The 18,454-nt window shown below is 50.2% G+C and carries 16 protein-coding genes; all 16 read right to left on the bottom strand.

The features are described from left to right. Positions 1–5: 5 nt before the first annotated feature. Entirely contained in the window at positions 6–1,307 is a 1,302-nt protein-coding gene (gene hemL, locus A7975_RS18815; protein ID WP_065386111.1) for a glutamate-1-semialdehyde 2,1-aminomutase, read from the bottom strand. A gap of 4 nt (positions 1,308–1,311) precedes the next feature. Then, entirely contained in the window at positions 1,312–2,310 is a 999-nt protein-coding gene (gene hemB, locus A7975_RS18810; protein ID WP_053374781.1) for a porphobilinogen synthase, read from the bottom strand. Between the two features lie 17 nt (positions 2,311–2,327). Next, complete coding sequence (cobA, locus tag A7975_RS18805; RefSeq protein ID WP_255314342.1) at positions 2,328–3,881, bottom strand: uroporphyrinogen-III C-methyltransferase; 1,554 nt, start codon at positions 3,879–3,881, stop codon at positions 2,328–2,330. A gap of 5 nt (positions 3,882–3,886) precedes the next feature. After that, the gene (hemC, locus tag A7975_RS18800; protein WP_065386109.1) at positions 3,887–4,858 is read right to left on the bottom strand and encodes a hydroxymethylbilane synthase; all 972 of its coding nucleotides are present in this window, start codon (positions 4,856–4,858) and stop codon (positions 3,887–3,889) included. Continuing rightward, positions 4,858–5,502 (bottom strand): precorrin-2 dehydrogenase/sirohydrochlorin ferrochelatase family protein, encoded by a 645-nt coding sequence (locus A7975_RS18795; RefSeq protein WP_053374778.1) that lies wholly within the window; start codon positions 5,500–5,502, stop codon positions 4,858–4,860. Before A7975_RS18795 ends, hemC begins: the two co-directional genes overlap by 1 nt. A 33-nt stretch (positions 5,503–5,535) precedes the next feature. Continuing rightward, the gene (ccsA, locus tag A7975_RS18790) at positions 5,536–6,243 is read right to left on the bottom strand and encodes a cytochrome c biogenesis protein CcsA (protein WP_255314341.1); all 708 of its coding nucleotides are present in this window, start codon (positions 6,241–6,243) and stop codon (positions 5,536–5,538) included. Between the two features lie 127 nt (positions 6,244–6,370). After that, a complete protein-coding gene (gene hemA / locus A7975_RS18785) occupies positions 6,371–7,753 on the bottom strand; it encodes a glutamyl-tRNA reductase (RefSeq protein WP_053374776.1) in 1,383 nt (460 codons plus the stop codon). A 199-nt stretch (positions 7,754–7,952) separates the two neighbouring features. Beyond that, on the bottom strand, positions 7,953–8,351 hold the full coding sequence (speD, locus tag A7975_RS18780) for an adenosylmethionine decarboxylase (RefSeq protein WP_053374775.1): 399 nt from the start codon (positions 8,349–8,351) through the stop codon (positions 7,953–7,955). Positions 8,352–8,630: 279 nt separating this feature from the next. Then, the gene (locus A7975_RS18775) at positions 8,631–9,281 is read right to left on the bottom strand and encodes a YjgB family protein (protein ID WP_053374774.1); all 651 of its coding nucleotides are present in this window, start codon (positions 9,279–9,281) and stop codon (positions 8,631–8,633) included. A 170-nt stretch (positions 9,282–9,451) separates the two neighbouring features. After that, positions 9,452–10,042 carry a non-ribosomal peptide synthetase module gene (locus A7975_RS18770; RefSeq protein ID WP_053374773.1) on the bottom strand — a complete coding sequence of 197 codons (591 nt, stop codon included), beginning with the start codon at positions 10,040–10,042 and terminating at the stop codon, positions 9,452–9,454. A 213-nt stretch (positions 10,043–10,255) separates the two neighbouring features. Continuing rightward, on the bottom strand, positions 10,256–10,843 hold the full coding sequence (gene yihA / locus A7975_RS18765) for a ribosome biogenesis GTP-binding protein YihA/YsxC (RefSeq protein WP_053374772.1): 588 nt from the start codon (positions 10,841–10,843) through the stop codon (positions 10,256–10,258). Beyond that, complete coding sequence (gene lon, locus A7975_RS18760) at positions 10,840–13,209, bottom strand: endopeptidase La (protein WP_053374771.1); 2,370 nt, start codon at positions 13,207–13,209, stop codon at positions 10,840–10,842. The genes yihA and lon overlap by 4 nt, the downstream gene beginning before the upstream one ends. Positions 13,210–13,246: 37 nt before the next feature. Further along, positions 13,247–14,950, bottom strand: a complete 1,704-nt coding sequence (gene lonB / locus A7975_RS18755) for an ATP-dependent protease LonB (RefSeq protein ID WP_053374770.1) — start codon at positions 14,948–14,950, stop codon at positions 13,247–13,249. 288 nt (positions 14,951–15,238) lie between these two features. Continuing rightward, complete coding sequence (ispG, locus tag A7975_RS18750; RefSeq protein WP_053374769.1) at positions 15,239–16,348, bottom strand: flavodoxin-dependent (E)-4-hydroxy-3-methylbut-2-enyl-diphosphate synthase; 1,110 nt, start codon at positions 16,346–16,348, stop codon at positions 15,239–15,241. Positions 16,349–16,543: 195 nt separating this feature from the next. After that, positions 16,544–17,800 carry an ATP-dependent protease ATP-binding subunit ClpX gene (clpX, locus tag A7975_RS18745; RefSeq protein ID WP_053374768.1) on the bottom strand — a complete coding sequence of 419 codons (1,257 nt, stop codon included), beginning with the start codon at positions 17,798–17,800 and terminating at the stop codon, positions 16,544–16,546. 16 nt (positions 17,801–17,816) lie between these two features. Beyond that, positions 17,817–18,410, bottom strand: a complete 594-nt coding sequence (gene clpP, locus A7975_RS18740) for an ATP-dependent Clp endopeptidase proteolytic subunit ClpP (protein ID WP_053374767.1) — start codon at positions 18,408–18,410, stop codon at positions 17,817–17,819. Between the last annotated feature and the right edge of the window lie 44 nt (positions 18,411–18,454).

Raw genomic sequence — 18,454 nt, 5'->3', positions numbered from 1 at the left:
TCCTCCTACAATCGGCTAAACGCAATATCATGCGCTTCAATCGTTGCGTCAATATCCTCATTCGTATGAACTGCAGAGACGAACATCCCCTCGAACTGGGAAGGAGCAACGCTAACGCCTAAATCAAGCATCGATGCAAAATACTTCTTAAACCGTTCGAGATCGGATGTTTTGGCTGTATCGTAGTTAATAACGAACGTGTCGGTAAAGAAAGGACAAACCATTGATCCTACCCGGTTGATCGTGCTAGCAACGCCATGCTTGCGGGCATTGCCTTCAAAGCCGAGCTGCAGTCTAACCGCTTGGCGTTCAAGCTGCTCATAGACCTCATGCGTCAGCAGCTTAAGCGTCGTGTAGCCTGCCGCCATTGCCAGCGGATTGCCGGACAATGTTCCAGCTTGGTATATCGGCCCGCTCGGCGCAATCAGCTCCATCAGCTCGCGTTTGCCGCCGTACGCGCCTACTGGCAATCCTCCGCCGATTACTTTGCCGAAGCACGTAAGATCCGGCTTAATATCATATAGTCCCTGCGCACAGCTATAGCCAACGCGGAAGCCCGTCATCACCTCGTCAAAAATAAGCACGGTGCCGTATTCTGTCGTTACATCGCGCAGTCCCTGCAGAAAACCAGGCAGCGGCGGTACGACGCCCATATTGCCGGCAACCGGCTCAACGATGACGCAAGCGATCTCCTCGCCAAACTTCTCGAACGCTAGCTTCACCGATTCGATATCGTTATAAGGCACCGTAATGGTGTGTGTAGCCACATGCTCAGGCACGCCAGGGCTGTCAGGCAAACCTAACGTTGCCACACCCGAGCCTGCTTTGATGAGCAAGCTGTCGGCATGACCATGATACGAGCCCTCGAATTTCAAAATTTTGTTGCGCTTCGTATATCCCCGCGCTAGGCGCAAAGCGCTCATCGTCGCTTCCGTGCCGGAATTGACCATACGAACAACGTCAACCGAAGGAACACGCTCGCAGACAAGCTCAGCCATCAACGTTTCAAGCTCTGTCGGAGCGCCAAAGCTCGTCCCTTTCTCAGCCGTCCGTTTAATGGCTTCAATAACCTCAGGATGGGCATGTCCCATAATGAGCGGACCCCACGAAGCTACATAATCTATATAGCTGTTACCGTCGATATCATAAATGCGGCTGCCTTCTCCCCGCTCCATATATACGGGATTAAGGCCAACCGATTTGAACGCTCTAACCGGACTGTTCACTCCGCCTGGAATAACCTGCTTCGCTCTCGCGAAAGCAGCTACCGAGCGTGCGTCATTTCTAAGGTTCGACTGATCACTCATCTGCTTACCCCTCTCCTCTTAACCAACGAGCCGCATCCTTTGCGTGGTACGTGATAATAAGATCAGCACCAGCGCGCTTCATTCCCGTTAAGGTCTCAAGCACGATCAACTTCTCGTTAATCCAACCATTTGCTGCAGCAGCCTTCACCATCGAGTATTCGGCGCTTACGTTATATGCAGCTACCGGCAGATTGTATTTATCCTTCAGCAAACGCAAGATGTCTAGATAAGCCAGCGCAGGCTTCACCATAAGCATATCAGCGCCCTCAGCAATGTCTGATTCCGCTTCGCGCAGCGCCTCGCGTACATTCGCCGGGTCCATTTGATACGTCTTGCGATCGCCGAACTGCGGCGCTGAATGGACGGCATCACGGAATGGCCCATAATAAGCAGAAGCAAATTTCACCGAATAGGAAAGAATCGGAATATCGCTATAGCCCGCATCGTCCAGTCCTTCTCGAATGGCAAGCACGAAGCCGTCCATCATATTGGAAGGGGCAATAATGTCTGCTCCCGCCTCCGCTTGCGACACGGCCGTCTGTACAAGCAAATCCAATGAGGAATCGTTGTCGATTTCCGCAACGCCGGTTGCCTCATGGACATGCACGACGCCGCAATGGCCGTGGTCGGTGAATTGGCATAAGCAGGTATCCGCTATAACAACAAGCTCTGGCGCCCATTCCTTGACGGCACGAATAGCCTGCTGAACGATCCCGTTCGCGTCATATGCTGAAGTCCCAATCGCATCCTTAGTCTCTGGAATTCCGAAGAGAAGCACCGACTGAATGCCCAGCGAAACGACCTCGCGAATTTCTTCCTCCAGAAGATCCATTGATAAATGGTAGATGCCCGGCATCGACGGAATCTCATTTCTCACATTCTGACCGTGAGTAACGAAGATCGGATATATAAAATCATTCACGCTAAGAACGGTCTCCCTTACCATGCTCCGAAGAGCGGCCGTTCTGCGTAATCTGCGATTTCTAACTGTTGGAAAAGTCATAGCTGATCATTCCTCCCTTACTGTGATAGCTTGTTGCTTTGCTGATATTGGACCATTGCCTGAAGCAATCCATCGAGCGTTGAATCCTCTGGCTCGATGGCAACCTTCAAGCCCGCTTCAATTGCCGTCTGTGTTGTAATCGGACCTATGCTCGCAATCGGAATATCCGACAGCAGCTCCACAGGATCAGTTACGCCTTTGCGTCTTAATACTTCCAGGAGGTTCGTCACCGTGGACGAGCTTGTGAACGTAATCAAATGGATCTCTTTCTCACGAATCCATTCAAGCGCAAGCTCCTCCTGCTGGTCTGCGAGCACCGTTTCATATACATCTATTTCCGTAGGAATTAGTCCCATAGCCTTCAGCTCGCGTGGCAGCACTTCACGCGCAAGATCGCCTCGCGGCAGCAGGACGCGCTCACCGGCTCTGAGCTGCGGCCCAAGATGCTCAAGCAGCCCTTCCGCATGGAACTTAGCCGGCAGCTCCTCTACCACCAAACCGCGCTTTGCAAGCGCCTCTGCCGTCTTAGGACCGACCGCTGCAATTTTGGCGGCAACAAATCTTCTCATATCAATTCGGAATTTACGAAGCCATCCGAAAAAATACTCTACGCCATTCACGCTAGTGAACATAAGCCATTGATAGTGCTCCGCCTGCTCAAGCTGCTTCCGCAGCGACTCGATCGCTGCCGGGTCAGATGGCTCCACCGTTTCAATGACGGGAAACTCACAGGGCTCTCCGCCGAGCAGTTCAATCTGGTCCGCAAGCTCGCTTGCTTGGGACCTTGCGCGAGTAACAAGCACGCGCATGCCAAATAGCGGCTTATTCTCATACCATCTCAGCTTCTCTCGCTGCAGCACGACATCGCCGACAACGATAACGGCTGGAGGCTGGAAATTCGCTTCTTTCACAATCCGCTCAATCGTCTCCAGCGTGCCGACAACCGTCCGCTGCTCAACCCTTGTTCCCCAGCGAATAAGGGCAACCGGCGTTTCAGGAGGCTTGCCGTGCTTAATGAGCTGATCCGCTATATATCCGATCTTGGCAACGCCCATCAGAAAAATAAGGGTGCCCGTTGCGTTCGTTACTTTATCCCAATGAATGGAGCGATCAAGCTTGTCCGGACTCTCATGACCCGTAATGATGGATAAGGATGAGGCTAAGTCGCGGTGCGTGACCGGAATGCCCGCATAAGCAGGAACGGCAATCGCCGAAGTTATGCCGGGTACGATTTCGAACTCTATTCCGTTGTCATAGAGCAATTCCGCCTCTTCGCCAACACGTCCAAAAATCGTCGGGTCGCCGCCCTTCAGGCGAGTAACCGTCTTTCCCTGCAGCGCCAAGTCAACAAGAAGCTGATTGATCTCCTCTTGCTTCATCGTATGGCGATCCGGCAGCTTGCCGACATAAATCCTCTCCGTCCCCGGCTTCAAATGCCGAAGCAATCTGGGGCTGGCCAACCGATCGTAGACGACAACCTCACATTCCTCTAAACATTCCAGTCCGCGCAACGTAATCAGCTTCGGATCTCCCGGTCCGGCGCCAACCAAATAAACCTTCCCCTTGTCCAAGCCTGTCATCCCCCAATTTCGGCTAAAATGCGGTCTGCACCACGTTCGATGAGCGCAGCTGCTACATCCCGTCCAAGCTGCTCAGGGTCCGTTCCCTGCTTCACTTCCTTCAGCAGCGTTGTGCCGTCAGGGGAACCGACCATTCCCGTCATTACGAGGTGGCGTTTGCCGTTTTGGCCTCCGTCTTCTTCGCCGAGAACGCAATAAGCGCCAATCGGCACTTGGCAGCCACCGTTCAGCGTACCCAGGAAGCTGCGCTCCGCACGAACGGTCAGCTCCGTCTCATTATCGTTAATCAAAGACAGCAATTCCCGAACCTGCTCGTCATCCTCGCGGCATTCAATGCCAAGCGCGCCTTGTCCAACAGCAGGCAGACATACATCCACAGGAATGTTCGAGGAGATGCGATCCTGCCAGCCCATCCGCGTAAGGCCTGCGGCAGCGAGCACAACGGCGTCAAATCCCTCGGTTTCGAGCTTGCGCATGCGTGAATCAATGTTGCCGCGAATGGATTCCAGCTGAAGATCGGGTCTTGCGTTTTTGAGCTGGCTGGAGCGGCGCAAGCTGCTAGTGCCTACCCGGGCGCCGCGTGGCAAATCATCCAAGCTGCTTCCTTCACGCATAACCAAGCAATCTCTTGGGTCAACACGTTTTGGAATAGCGCCGTTAATTAGCCCTTCAGGAAGCGCGTAAGGCATGTCCTTCATGCTGTGAACAGCCATGTCGATTTCGCCGTCAACGAGCGCCTGTTCAATTTCTTTAACGAACAGTCCCTTGCCGCCCACCTTGGACAAAGTGACATCAAGAATACGGTCACCCTTCGTTACGATCTTTTTCACTTCGAACGCATAATCGAACCCATGCTTCTCGCTGATCCGCTTTAGCTCCTCAATCACTTGTCCGGTTTGCGTCAACGCGAGCGCGCTTTGCCTTGTTCCAACAACGATGACTCGTTGTCCCTCATTAGTCGTTGCCATTATGTAAGCCCCCTGTCTATCCGATGAAGCAGGCTTTGCAGCCATTCATCGATGTCAAAGCTGGTTCTCCTCTGCTGCACAGCCTCTTCGGCTGCAAGCTTCAAAACGGTCTGCCTATCCTGCTCATCAAGTATCCTGCTTCGCACAAGCTCGCGCAGGCGCCTAAGCCGGGCTGTTATTTCTTCATACTCTGGTCCATACTGCGCTTCCAGTTCCAGCCTGATCTGCTGCGACAATGCCGGACTTGCGCCCGATGCCGTAACGGCAAGCAATAAATCGCCTCTTCGCAAGGTGGAGGGAGAGATAAATGAGCTGCTGCTTGCTTCATCGGCCGCGTTTACCAAAAGGCCAAGCCGTTCCCCAGCAGCAGATACCTCTGCATTCACCCCGGAATCATTGGTTGCGGCAAAAACAAGCCATGCTCCCTGCAAATCAGCTTCGTTATACGCGCGCTGAAAGGCGCGAATCTTACCTTCAGAGGCCCAGCCAGCTATTTTCGGAGTGAACGAGGGGCTTATCACCCATATCTCGTCAGCCCCCGCTTCCAGAAGGCCGCGCAGCTTTCGCTGAGCGATACTTCCGCCTCCGATGACAACGCAGCGTTTGCCTCGTAGCTGCAAGACGACCGGATAAAATCCATTCATTTGGGCTGTGCCTCCCGCCGCCTCGTTCCTTCGCTAGTGAAAGGAAGAAAAATAATTAGAAAATAAATTCAAAAGCAGCAAGCCAAACGAAAATATATACAAACGGGCTAATTGAAGCCCCGGCCTTCTCAGCATCGCTCTCTGATACACATAAATGGCATACATAATCAACGTTCCAAATGAAGACAGCACCTTCCAGTCCAGCAGCAGCTCGGCTCGTCCTTCTACGAGCAAGGAAGTAACCGCAATCGCAAGCGACATCGCAAGCAGCGGAACCCCGATAATAATCGCCCGATCGCCATACCGCTCAATCGTGTCCAAGCTCGGCAGTCTGCGCACAAAGTTCGTCCACCGTTTTCGTTTCAATTGATTATGCAAAAACATATACATGCCAGCGAATAAAGCGCCTAACGTCAGCGCCGCATAAGCGCACAGAATAAGACTGATATGAATATATAATAGCTCTCTCGTCGTTTCCCAAACCGCCAGCGACTCACCATTCCCTGGGCTGCTGTAGAGGTTGAGCGCTAAAACCGCAAAGCCGATTACATTTACAAAAAATACGATAAAATCAATTTTTATAAATCGATTGATAACTAACGATATGGTGACGAGCAACCAGGAAAAACACAGCCAGTATTCAAACGCCGTTATTTCGGTCATCTGCAGATGGGACACGATGCGAGCAACCAAATAACCAGTCTGCAATACCCAAACAAAAATAAGCAGCCCTGTACCCATCCGCTTTGCTCTCCGACTTGCATTCATAAAGTCGGAGAAATAAAACAGGAGGCTCAGGGCGTAAATATAAAGTATCGCATCATATAAAAAGTTTTGCGTCACCATAGTTCCTCCACGTTGCGGCCCTCTATCTTGTAATAGGTGCTAATACCGCCGCGGCTGCATGGGGTTGAACGATTTTCTTTTTTTCTGCAGCGACAGCAGCTGTTGCCGTTTCAAGCTCGGCTTGACGTGTCTTCGTAAGCTCGTCTTCGAGCGCAAACAGTTTGACGAACATATCCATCGCTTCATCCGCTCGTTTCTCGCCGGCCATTTCTTTGATTCGCAAAATCGGGTCCTGCATCATCTGGTTAACGATGCTTTTCGTTAGCTTGCGGATTACTTTGAGCTCATGCTCGCCAAGATCCGGCAGCTTGTTCGTCAAGCTGTTCATCGTTTCCTCATGGATACCTGCCGCTTTCGTTTGCAGAGATCTAATAAGCGGAACCACACCAAGCGTTTTATACCATTGCTCGAACAGATCGATCTCCTCGGTGATCATGGCTTCGATTTTGGCGGCTTCTTGGCGGCGATGCTCGAGATTACTCTCTACAATGCCTTCCAAGTCATCAATATCGTACAAGAACACATTTTCAACCGCTGCAATCGACGGGTCCAAATCACGCGGAACCGCGATGTCAATCATAAAGAGCGGTTTTGCCTTGCGGCGCTGCATCGCTGCTGCCACCTGCTGGCGTGTCAGCACGTAACCGTCCGACCCTGTCGAGCTAATGATAATGTCCGCTTCATGCAGCCGATCAGCCGCTTCTTCCATCGACCAGGCGCAGCCGTTAAACTTATCCGCCAGCTTGGCTGCCCGTTCATAAGTACGGTTTACCACAACTACTCGGTCTGCGCCATTAGCGTACAAATGCTTAGCTGTAAGCTCGCTTGTCTCACCCGCACCGATAACCATCACTGTTTTTTTGTTGAATTGGCCGAAAATACGTTTTCCCAGCTCAACCGCAGCGTAGCTGACGGAAACGGCCGATTCGCCGATCGTTGTCTCGGAATGGGCACGCTTGGCCATTGTAACAGCTTGCTTAAACAGCATGTTAAATACGGTGCCTGTCGTTTTTTGCTGCTGGGCGAGAAGAAATGCATGTTTGACTTGTCCCAATATTTGAGTTTCGCCAATAACCATCGAATCCAGTCCGCTTGTCACATGGAACAGATGATCGATCGCCTTTTCGTCCTCATACATATATAAATGATTCGTAAATTGCTGTCTAGGCAATTTGAACCACTTTTCCATAAAGCTGCGAATGTGATGCCCACATAGATGGTGCCTGTCTACAACTGCATATAGCTCCGTACGATTGCAGGTCGCTACTATGACACATTCCATTATGCTTTGTGTCTGAATGAGCTGTAACAATGCCTCCGGCAAATCCCGTTCCGCGAAAGCAAACTGTTCTCTGACTTCTACGGGAGCCGTTCGATAATTCAGTCCTACTGCGATAATGTGCATGCGCGGTCACCTGCCTCCTTCTCTAGTGCGTCTTAGCCATTGATGTCAACGATTATTATAGCATAGTTGATCATTCAGATAATGTTCATTTATGAATAATATTTGAAAAGTACACACTCATTATTCCCTTTTCATGCAAAGAAATAACCATGGATGAAATCCATGGTTATTTCGCTATGATCGATAAGTTTTAAAGCTCTTAAACGAGCTCAGTTTGTTTCATTTTCGGTTCTTCTACTTGCAGTTCGCCCATACCGCGTACAAGCTTCTTCGCATAAGTCGCTTTTGGCTTCAATACAGCGAGCATGTAGTCGATCGCAAGCTGAGGATCTACAGTTTCACCGCAGGTATAACAGTCTAGCGCGGCAAAGCCTCTCTCTGGATACGTATGAATCGAGAGGTGACTCTCCGACAGCATCACGAGTACAGTTGCGCCTTGAGGATCGAATTGTTTTGCTTGAACGGACAATACAGTAGCACCACATGCTTCAGCAGCCTCTACCATGTGTGATTGCAAAAATTCAGCGCTGTTCAGTAGATCAAAGTCTACACCCCAAGTATCAACAGCAACGTGTCTTCCGAAAGTTGAGTATTCCATCTTTCGGTTCCCCCTTCCTAGGAATAAAATGTTTGAAAAATTTCATCCGCTAGGACCTACGTCATTCACTTCTCGAGGGATTAATCTCTCGCAACATAACTATGTCCTGAGTGAATCCTGGTTCCTATTATTATCTTCAACAATCTTTTCAACGAGAATAAAAATAACATCTATCCGAGATAATTGCAATACTTTTTTTCTAACGGTTTGGAAAAGCGTATGCGCCAGCTCCGTTTTCAATGTATGAAAGGCGAGCTTATCCCGCTACAGCAGCAGCGCTTAACCTGCCATATTATTTTTTGTGTCCGCCGGGCTGTATACCGAGATATGATCCACTTTGCCCGTTGCTTCCGGAATGATGAATTTCAGCTGATACTGTTTGTTAACTTGATACGTATAGATTTCATCCGTCCCGTTTACCGTCTTCTCCTCTGCCGAGCCTAGCGCAATCTCCATGTCCTTAAGTGTAATGGCATGAAGCTCGTCCGCATATGATCTTACATCAAAAACAATCATGCCCTTGTTGTAGCCAAAGGCAAAACCTTTGTCTTTGTAGGTGGCATAGATTCCTTTGCCTGCTGAATCACTGGAATCCGCTTTTCCCCACTTTGCCTCGATATCATCGAATAATGTTTCATGAGCCGCGTAGCTGCTGCCTGGAACCTTGCCTACCTTGGCTGAATCGTATATCGAGCTAATTAATTCACTAACCTTGGTGCCTCCGACTTCTTGGCCGGCATTGCCGCTGCCAGCCGTTTCACTTGGCTGCTGGGAAGGCTTTGGGCTTGGCTGCTCAGAAGGAGCCTCCGTTGCTGGCGGCGGAGTGGGGTCTGCGCTCGTTTCGTTATTACTGCAGGCAGTCAATGATAAGGCAATCGCAAAGGAAATGCCGACTGCGAATTGTTTGAATCGTTTGGTTTGGTTCAGCATAGTCAATCTCCTCTTTATGTCTAGTTTCAATGCAGCATCTAAATCACCATACCCTATTACTAACTGCCAAAGAGCAAAATATGTTGCACTTTTCACCAATGTCACATATTAGGAATAAAAAAAAGAGAAGCCGCAGCAGCGGCCTCCCTATTCGTCTTAAGCTTACGTCATTACGCTTCTAGTGCGAAGAGCTTGCGCGTCAAATCCGTCAAACGCTCATCGATCTTGCTAATTTCTGCCGTGTCCTTCGTTTGGTTGCGAAGATCGAGCAGCTCGTTGACTGCATTGCCCAGAAGGCCGATCTCTCGCTCAATTAGACGACTGCGGAACACCCGCTCTAATTGCCCTAACGTATCCTTAAACTCGAATACGACACGCTCGCCGGTCTTAGAGCTTTCAACAATTTGGTGAACGGAACCATTCTTATAATGATAGATCATCGTATAATGACTGTAGATTCGGTTGACGATCGCGTTGCCGCGGAAAACAGATACTGCTTTTCGCATGGCATTGGTCAGCCTCGGTTGAACAAGACGGCAAGATAGTACGCACACATAATAGTCTTGTTGACGTTCAAAGGTCAGTCGGACTTCTTCCCTCCCTGCTACATCTTCGAGAACGAGCTCCTGATTTCCATTATCGAGCACAAGCACCTGAAGGTGAATTTGCTGCTCTTCAAACAAACGGATAAACTCAGCCATCTCTTCATTCGTCAATTGCAGTTTGGCATTTACATACTCTGTGGCTAGCCGCTTAGCCATAAAAATCTCCTCAATTCTTTGAACTTGCACGGTTTGGTCTTTGTACTCTGGTCTTGTTGCTTAAGTATATTATACGTGATCTGAACATTTTATTCCTGTCGTCCATCCCCGATATTCTCGCATATTCCACAATATAACGGTAGAATTCACGAGGAATGCCGACTTTTTCACTGTATCCTCTGCTTTATATCATAACTTGCTGCACTTGCTACCTCATGTAGCAATCGCTTCGTTGATGATATCCCAAAGCTGCTCGCGACCAAGCCCTAATTCTGAGGAAAATAAGACGACGGAATCGCGCGGATCTGCTTCTAGCGTCTTCTTGATCATCTTGATATGCTTGTCCCATTTAGACTTCGGAATTTTATCCGCCTTCGTTGCGACGATGCAGGTCGGTATTTCATAATGCTTCAGCCATTTGTACATTTGCTGATCCTGCTGCGACGGCTCGTGGCGAATATCGATAACGAGCAGCTGCAGCTTAAGCGGCTCACGATCGCGAATGTAGCGTTCGATCATTTCGCCAAACTGCACGCGCTGCGTCTTTGATACCTTGGCATAGCCGTAGCCCGGAAAATCGACCAAATAGATCAAGTCATTAACCCGGTAGTAGTTGAGCTGCTGCGTTTTGCCTGGCTGCGAGCTCGTACGCGCTAAGTTTTTGCGTAAAATCAGTTTGTTAATCAATGAAGATTTTCCGACATTCGAACGCCCTGCCAGAGCAATCTCTGGCAAGGCGTCCTCTGGGTATTGATGGGGTTTTACCGCACTGATGACGAACTGGGCTTGTGTAATTTTCATAAAATCGATGTACCTGCCTTCTCCTCCGTTTGAATCGGAAGCAACGCATGCTGCAGCACTTCATCCATATGACTGACAGGAAAAAATTGCATATCATTGCGCACGCTATCGGGAATATCCCGTAGATCCCGTTCATTTTCTTTCGGCAATAGCACCTTGCGAATGCCTGCGCGATGCGCGGCAAGCGATTTTTCTTTCAAACCGCCAATCGGAAGCACACGGCCTCTGAGCGTTATTTCGCCTGTCATCGCTACTTCCTTGTTCACATAACGATTCGTAAGGGCGGAAATAAGCGCTGTTGCAATGGTAATGCCCGCAGACGGACCATCCTTAGGAATGGCTCCTTCTGGAATATGGATATGAATATCGTTCTTCTCATGGAAGCTTGGGTCTATGCCCAGCTCGATCGCTTTCGAGCGCGTATAGCTGAACGCGGCTTGCGCGGATTCTTTCATGACATCACCTAGTTTACCAGTTAACGTTAGTTTTCCGCTACCCGGCATTACCGTAACTTCGATGACGAGTGTATCTCCGCCAACCTCTGTCCACGCAAGACCCGTAACCGCACCGATTTGGTTCTCGCTCTCGGCGAGCCCGTAACGGAATTTGGCCGGTCCAAGCCACTCCTTCAGCAGATCGCTCGTAACCTCAAGCGGTTCAGGAGTTTCCTCCTGCTCCTTGGATACAAAATGCTTCGCTGCCTTCCGGCACACGGCTGCAATTTGCTGCTCCAAGTTCCGAACGCCGGATTCCCGCGTATACTCACGAACCAGCTGCAGCAGCACCTCTTCCGAAATAACGAGCTGCTCCTCGGTTAGGCCATGCTCCTTCTTCTGCTTCGGCAGCAAATAACGGTTCCCGATCTGCAGCTTCTCCAGCTCCGTGTAGCCCGGAATGTACAAGACCTCCATCCGGTCAAGCAGCGGACGAGGAATATTGTGCATCGCATTAGCCGTCGTCACGAACATGACATTGGACAAGTTGAACGGCACCTCGACAAAATGGTCGCTAAACGTATTGTTTTGTTCCGGGTCAAGCACCTCTAGCAGCGCAGAAGCCGGATCGCCGCGAAAGTCCATCGCCATCTTGTCAATCTCATCGAGCAAGAACACGGGATTAAGCGAGCCCGCAGTCTTCATGCCTTGAATGATTCTTCCCGGCATAGCGCCGACATAAGTGCGGCGGTGACCGCGAATTTCCGCTTCGTCACGCACGCCGCCAAGCGAGATGCGAACGAACTTGCGGCCAAGCGACTTGGCGATGGAACGGGCAAGCGACGTTTTACCGACGCCCGGAGGACCGACTAAGCAAAGGATCGGACCCTTTAATTGCTTAACAAGCTGCTGTACCGCCAAATACTCGAGCACACGCTCCTTAGGCTTCTCCAAGCCGTAATGATCATCATTAAGAATCGCTTCTGCCTTGCTGAGGCTTAGATCATCATCCGTCGTTTTGTTCCAAGGCAAAGAAAGCAGCCAATCGATATAATTGCGAATAACGCCGCCCTCTGCAGAGGTAGACGGCATTTTTTCGAGTCGATCGATTTCCTTCTCGATCTTCTCCTTCACCAGCTCCGGCACGCCCGCTTCAGCCAGCTGCGACCGAAGCTCCTCTACCTCGCCTGCGCGGCCTTCCTTCTCGCCAAGCTCCTTCTGGATCGCCTTCATCTGCTCGCGCAAATAATATTCCTTCTGCGTCTTCTCCATTTGCTTCTTGACGCGTTGGTTTATTTTGCGCTCGAGCTCAAGCACCTCGCGCTCGTTGTTCAAAATATCAAGCAGCCGCTCGAGGCGCTCGCCGACATCGACCGTCTCAAGAATGTCTTGTTTATCCTTGATCTTGAGCGATAAATGGCTTGTAATGACATCCGCAAGCCGGCCCGGATCATCGATATCGGATACGGCCGCATACGTCTCCGGCGTAACCTTTTTCGATAATGAAATATAGTGCTCGAATTGATTCAATACGGAGCGCATAAGGGCATCCACTTCTGGATCATCCGTCTCCTGCTCCGGCAATTCCCGAACCGACACCTCATAAAACTCGTCATTCGGCAAATAGTCCAAAATCTCCGCGCGCGTAACGCCTTCCACGAGCACGCGGATTGTCCCGTTAGGCAGCTTAAGCATCTGCCTTACTTTCGCGATGGTGCCGACTTTATAAATATCTTCCTCCGTCGGCTCCTCAATGTTCACTTCAGACTGTGAACAAAGCAATATCATATGATCTTCGACCATCGAACGCTCAAGCGCCCGAACCGATTTGTCCCTACCCACATCAAGGTGAAGCACCATGCTGGGATAAACGAGTAGCCCTCTTAGCGGAAGCAAGGGCAGCCGACGACCTTTCGATTTACTAGGTCCCACACCAGCACCTCCAAATGTTAACGTCTAACCTAGTTTATCATTCTACGGAATCAGCCTGCAAATAAGGAACGGCAGAAGCGATAAAAAGATCCGTCCCAAGCGGAGCATCGACCCGTACAGGGGATACTTCGGCATCTGGGAACACATATTTAAACACTTCTTCCACCTTTTCAACCGGAATGACCTTAAGGCCTTCCAAATCTGCAAATATCGCTTGCCAGTTCTCCCTAGGGATTATAACTGTTTTTGCGCCTGCTTGGAATGCTGCCTCAACTTTAGCTAATACGCCGCCGACGGGCTTCACGTTTCCATGGATGCCAACTTCGCCTGTCATCGCCAGCTTATTGTCGATCGGAATGCCTTTAATCGCCGACGTAATGGCAGTTGCCATCGCAATTCCGGCAGACGGTCCATCGATTGGCGTACCGCCAGGAAAGTTGATATGCAAATCAAAATCCTGCGGATTTAGGCCAATGCGCCGCAAAACGGTAATCACATTTTCCACAGAACCTTTTGCCATGCTTTTTCTTCTAAGCGTCCGTGATCCGCCGCCGAGCTCTTCCTCATCGACGACGCCGGTAATGGTGAACTGGCCCTTGCCTGCAGCTGCTGGAATGGCGCTCACTTCGATTTCGAGCAGCGTTCCCATATTCGGTCCATATACGGCAAGGCCGTTTACGAAGCCGATTTGGGGCGCCTCCGGTACCTTGCGGTCTGGACGCGGCGGAATTTGGCTGCTATTGACCACCCACTCGATATCGCCCGCCGAGATGCTGTCGCGTTTCTCGGATAACGCTACGCCCGCAGCCAGCTGAATAACGTTAACCGCTTCGCGTCCGTTTGTCGCGTACCGTTTCACTACATCGATCGCTTCAGGGCAAGGCGGAAAACCGATTTTTTTGACCGCGTTTTCGGCTACCAGTGCAATTTCATCCGCAAGCAGCGGACGGAAAAAGACCTCCATGCAGCGGGAACGGATCGCAGGCGGAATCTCCTGCGGCGAACGCGTGGTCGCACCTACAAGGCGGAAGTCGGCCGGCAGCCCATTTTGGAAAATATCATGAATATACACCGGTATATTCGAATCCTCCGAATTATAATAAGCGCTCTCCAGAAATACTTTACGATCCTCCAGCACTTTTAACAATTTATTCATTTGAACCGGATGCAATTCACCAATTTCATCAATAAACAAAATTCCGCCATGCGCCTTCGTTACAGCACCCGGCTTTGGCTGCGGAATGCCCGCTACGCCCATCGCGCCCGCCCCCTGATAAATGGGGTCATGCACAGAGCCGATAAGCGGATCGGCAATTCCGCGCTCGTCAAAACGGGCGGTAGTCGCATCGATTTCCGTAAACTTCGCTTCGGGCAGAAACGGCGAGGAAGGATTTTTTTTCGCTTCCTCCAGAACGACGCGTGCCGCAGCCGTCTTCCCGACGCCCGGCGGTCCATAGATAATGACATGCTGAGGGTTTGCGCTGCACAGCGCCGCCTTTAAGGCGCGCAGGCCGTCACGCTGCCCCACGATATCCTGCATCGCTTGCGGTCTTGTCTTCTCCGCTAGAGGCTTCGTTAGCGAAACGCTCCTCAGCTTCCGGAGCTTATCCATCTCCTTGCGCGATTCTCGGTCAACGGCCGAGCGGTTCGTCTTCTGATTACGCAGCAAGTTCCAGAAATACAAGCCAATTACAACAGCAAAAAACACTTGAATCAACATCAATACAACACTTAAACTCATTAGCAATCCGCTCCTCTCAAGCGCAAACGGCTGATGCCGTCTTAGTAGTAAGCTTATATTCAAATAAGCAACCTATCCGTAATAAGCATGCGTATTTGATAGTATTGCCCCTACGAAGTGGTAATAACCGTTAACGCCGTTATTTTTCGCGCGATCGCAAAATTAGCACGGCAAGCCCAGAGAGGTCGTCAGTTCAATTTGTTTATGAGCAACTTTTTAGCGCATTTATTGCAAAAAAAGAGACTTATTCGCGTCATTAGATGACGTAAATAAGCCTCTTAATCGGGATTAAGCCGGCGCATGATGCTTCCGACCTGGAATTTCGCCAGTCGCTTCAAACACGCGTACGATTTCGTCGATTTCCTTCTTCAGCTCGTTTAGCAGTTCAGCCTCAGGCACCTTGCGAATCAGCTCTCCGTAACGGAAAAGCATGCCTTCGCCCCTAGCTCCCGCAATGCCGATATCCGCTTCGCGCGCCTCGCCGGGACCGTTAACCGCACAGCCTAACACAGATACTTTAATCGGTACTTTAATTTTTGAAATATAGTCCTCTACCTCATTGGCGATTGAAAACAAATCGATATCCAATCGGCCGCAGGTCGGACAGGATACAAGCGTTGCAGCATTCGTAATGAGTCCGAAAGTTTTGAGCAGCTCGCGAGCTACCTTAACCTCTTCAACGGTGTCCGCGCTGAGGCTGATTCTAAGCGTGTTGCCGATACCAAGCGCCAGCAGCGCACCGATACCTGCCGAGCTCTTGATCGTGCCCGTATGCAGCGTACCCGCTTCCGTAATGCCAAGGTGAAGCGGATATTTGATTACCTTAGCGGCCATGGAGTAGGCAGCGATCGCCATCGGCACATCGGACGCTTTCAACGAAACGATAATATCGTGGAAATCAAGCTCTTCCAAAATACCGATATGGAAAAGCGCGCTCTCTACCATCGCTTCAGGAGTCGGGTAACCGTACTTCTCAAGCAGATGATTTTCCAGCGAACCGGCGTTAACGCCTATCCGAATCGGAATGCCTTTTTCCTTGCACGCCTTTACGACCGCCTCTACCCGTTCCCGGCGGCCGATGTTGCCCGGATTAATCCGAACCTTGTCGATGCCGTTCTCGATAGCAAGAAGCGCCAAACGATAATCAAAATGAATGTCCGCAACAAGCGGAATATGAATCCGTTTCTTAATCTCTTTAATCGCTTCTGCCGCTTCCTTGTTATTGACGGTAACGCGGACAAGCTGGCAGCCCGCTTCCTCAAGTCCCAATATTTCAGCGACAGTCGCTTCTACGTCAGCAGTCTTGGTCGTACACATGCTCTGAATAATCACTTCGTTGCTGCCGCCAATCGTTAGATTGCCGACCTTAACCGGTACCGTATCTTGACGTAAGTACATAAGCTTATCTCTCCCATGAACGGCAAAGTCCACCCTTTGACTGGCGGCAAAAAGCCGCACGGCTGGGTGGAAACAATGACGGTAGTCAAGCGTAAACGACTTTAGCCGTCAAGTGGCGGCTAAAGCTCGTTTCGCGGTGAAATATAAGCTAAGTTATAAGCCTAAACTTATAGCTTCTTATATTCGAACGCTAGATTACGCGCTCTCTTCTTTTTTCTTAGTCTTCTTAGCCGTAAGTTCCGGCATAATTTTTTCTTGAACGGTTTGTTCCGTGATGAGGCAAGTACTTAGGTCATCGCGTGATGGCACCTCGTACATGACTTCCAGCATGATGCTCTCGATAATCGCTCGCAAGCCGCGGGCGCCAGTGTTGCGCTTGATCGCTTCCTTCGCGATTGCATCAAGGGCAGCCGGTTCGAAATCAAGCTTCACGTTGTCCATTTCAAGCAGCTTTTGATACTGCTTCACGAGGGCATTTTTTGGTTCGGACAAAATCCGAACGAGTGCCGGCTCATCAAGCGGCTCAAGCGTAGAAATGATCGGAAGACGACCGACAAACTCCGGAATAAGACCGAATTTGAGCAGATCCTCAGGCAATACCATCGTTAGGTATTCGCCTGCTTTAAGATCCTTCTGCAATTCGCCTGTGGAGCTGAAGCCGATCACTTTCTTGCCGATACGACGTTTGATCAAAGACTCCAGCCCGTCGAACGCGCCGCCGCAAATGAACAAAATGTTCGTTGTATCGATTTGGATAAACTCTTGATGAGGATGCTTGCGTCCACCTTGCGGCGGAACGGATGCAACCGTACCCTCCAAAATTTTCAGAAGCGCTTGTTGAACGCCCTCGCCCGACACGTCGCGCGTAATGGATGGGTTTTCGGATTTGCGTGCCACTTTATCGATCTCATCGATATAGATGATGCCGCGTTCCGCTTTTTCCACATCATAGTCGGCAGCCTGAATGAGCTTAAGCAAAATGTTCTCGACGTCCTCGCCGACATAACCCGCTTCCGTAAGCGAAGTTGCGTCTGCAATGGCAAAAGGAACGTTCAAAATTTTAGCCATCGTTTGCGCAAGCAGCGTTTTACCGGAGCCCGTAGGACCCAGCAGCAAAATGTTGCTCTTCTGCAATTCGACGTCTTCAATTTTGCTTCCGGAATTAATCCGTTTGTAATGGTTGTATACCGCTACAGACAACGATTTTTTGGCAAACTCTTGGCCGATGACATAAGAATCCAGAATAGCCCGGATATCTTTCGGTTTCGGAATATCTTTAAGATCAAGCTCTTCCTCATTGCCGAGTTCTTCCTCAACAATTTCGGTACACAACTCGATGCACTCATCGCATATATAGACGCCGGGACCGGCAACCAATTTACGTACTTGATCCTGCGACTTGCCGCAGAACGAACATTTCAACTGGCCTTTTTCGTCGTTGAATTTAAACATGTAATCACCCCTTCGATTAAATCGTCGATACCGGTGCTGTAATCACCTTGTCAATCAAACCGTAGGCAAGAGCCTCTTCCGCGCTCATGAAATTGTCACGGTCGGTATCGCGGTCGATTTTCTCATAAGGCTGTCCGGTGCGATCTACATAAATTTGATTCAGCTTTTGTTTTGTTTTCAAAATCCAATCCGCATGAATTTTGATATCAGAAGCTTGACCGCGAACGCCGCCAAGCGGCTGGTGAATCATCACTTCTGCGTTAGGGAGCGCAAAACGCTTGCCCTTCGCGCCCGCCGTAAGAAGAAGCGAGCCCATGCTTGCTGCCATGCCCATGCAAATCGTGGACACCTCAGGCTTAATATATTGCATCGTATCAAATATACCCATTCCTGCAGTCACGGAGCCGCCGGGAGAGTTAATGTACAGATGAATGTCTTTCTCTGGATCGTCGGCCGCCAGAAACAGCAGCTGTGCAATGATGGAGTTTGCTACATCATCATCGATTGCGCTCCCAAGGAAAATAATGCGGTCCTTCAGCAAACGGGAGTAAATATCGTAAGAACGTTCCCCGCGATTTGTTTGTTCGACTACGATCGGTACCAGATTCATGCGACCAACCTCTTTTCGTTTATGACTTTGGTTACTTACTTATT

The organism is Bacillus sp. FJAT-26390 (genome assembly GCF_001682865.1).
Classification (GTDB): domain Bacteria; phylum Bacillota; class Bacilli; order Paenibacillales; family Paenibacillaceae; genus Pristimantibacillus.
This window is presented reverse-complemented; position numbering and strand designations above follow the sequence as displayed.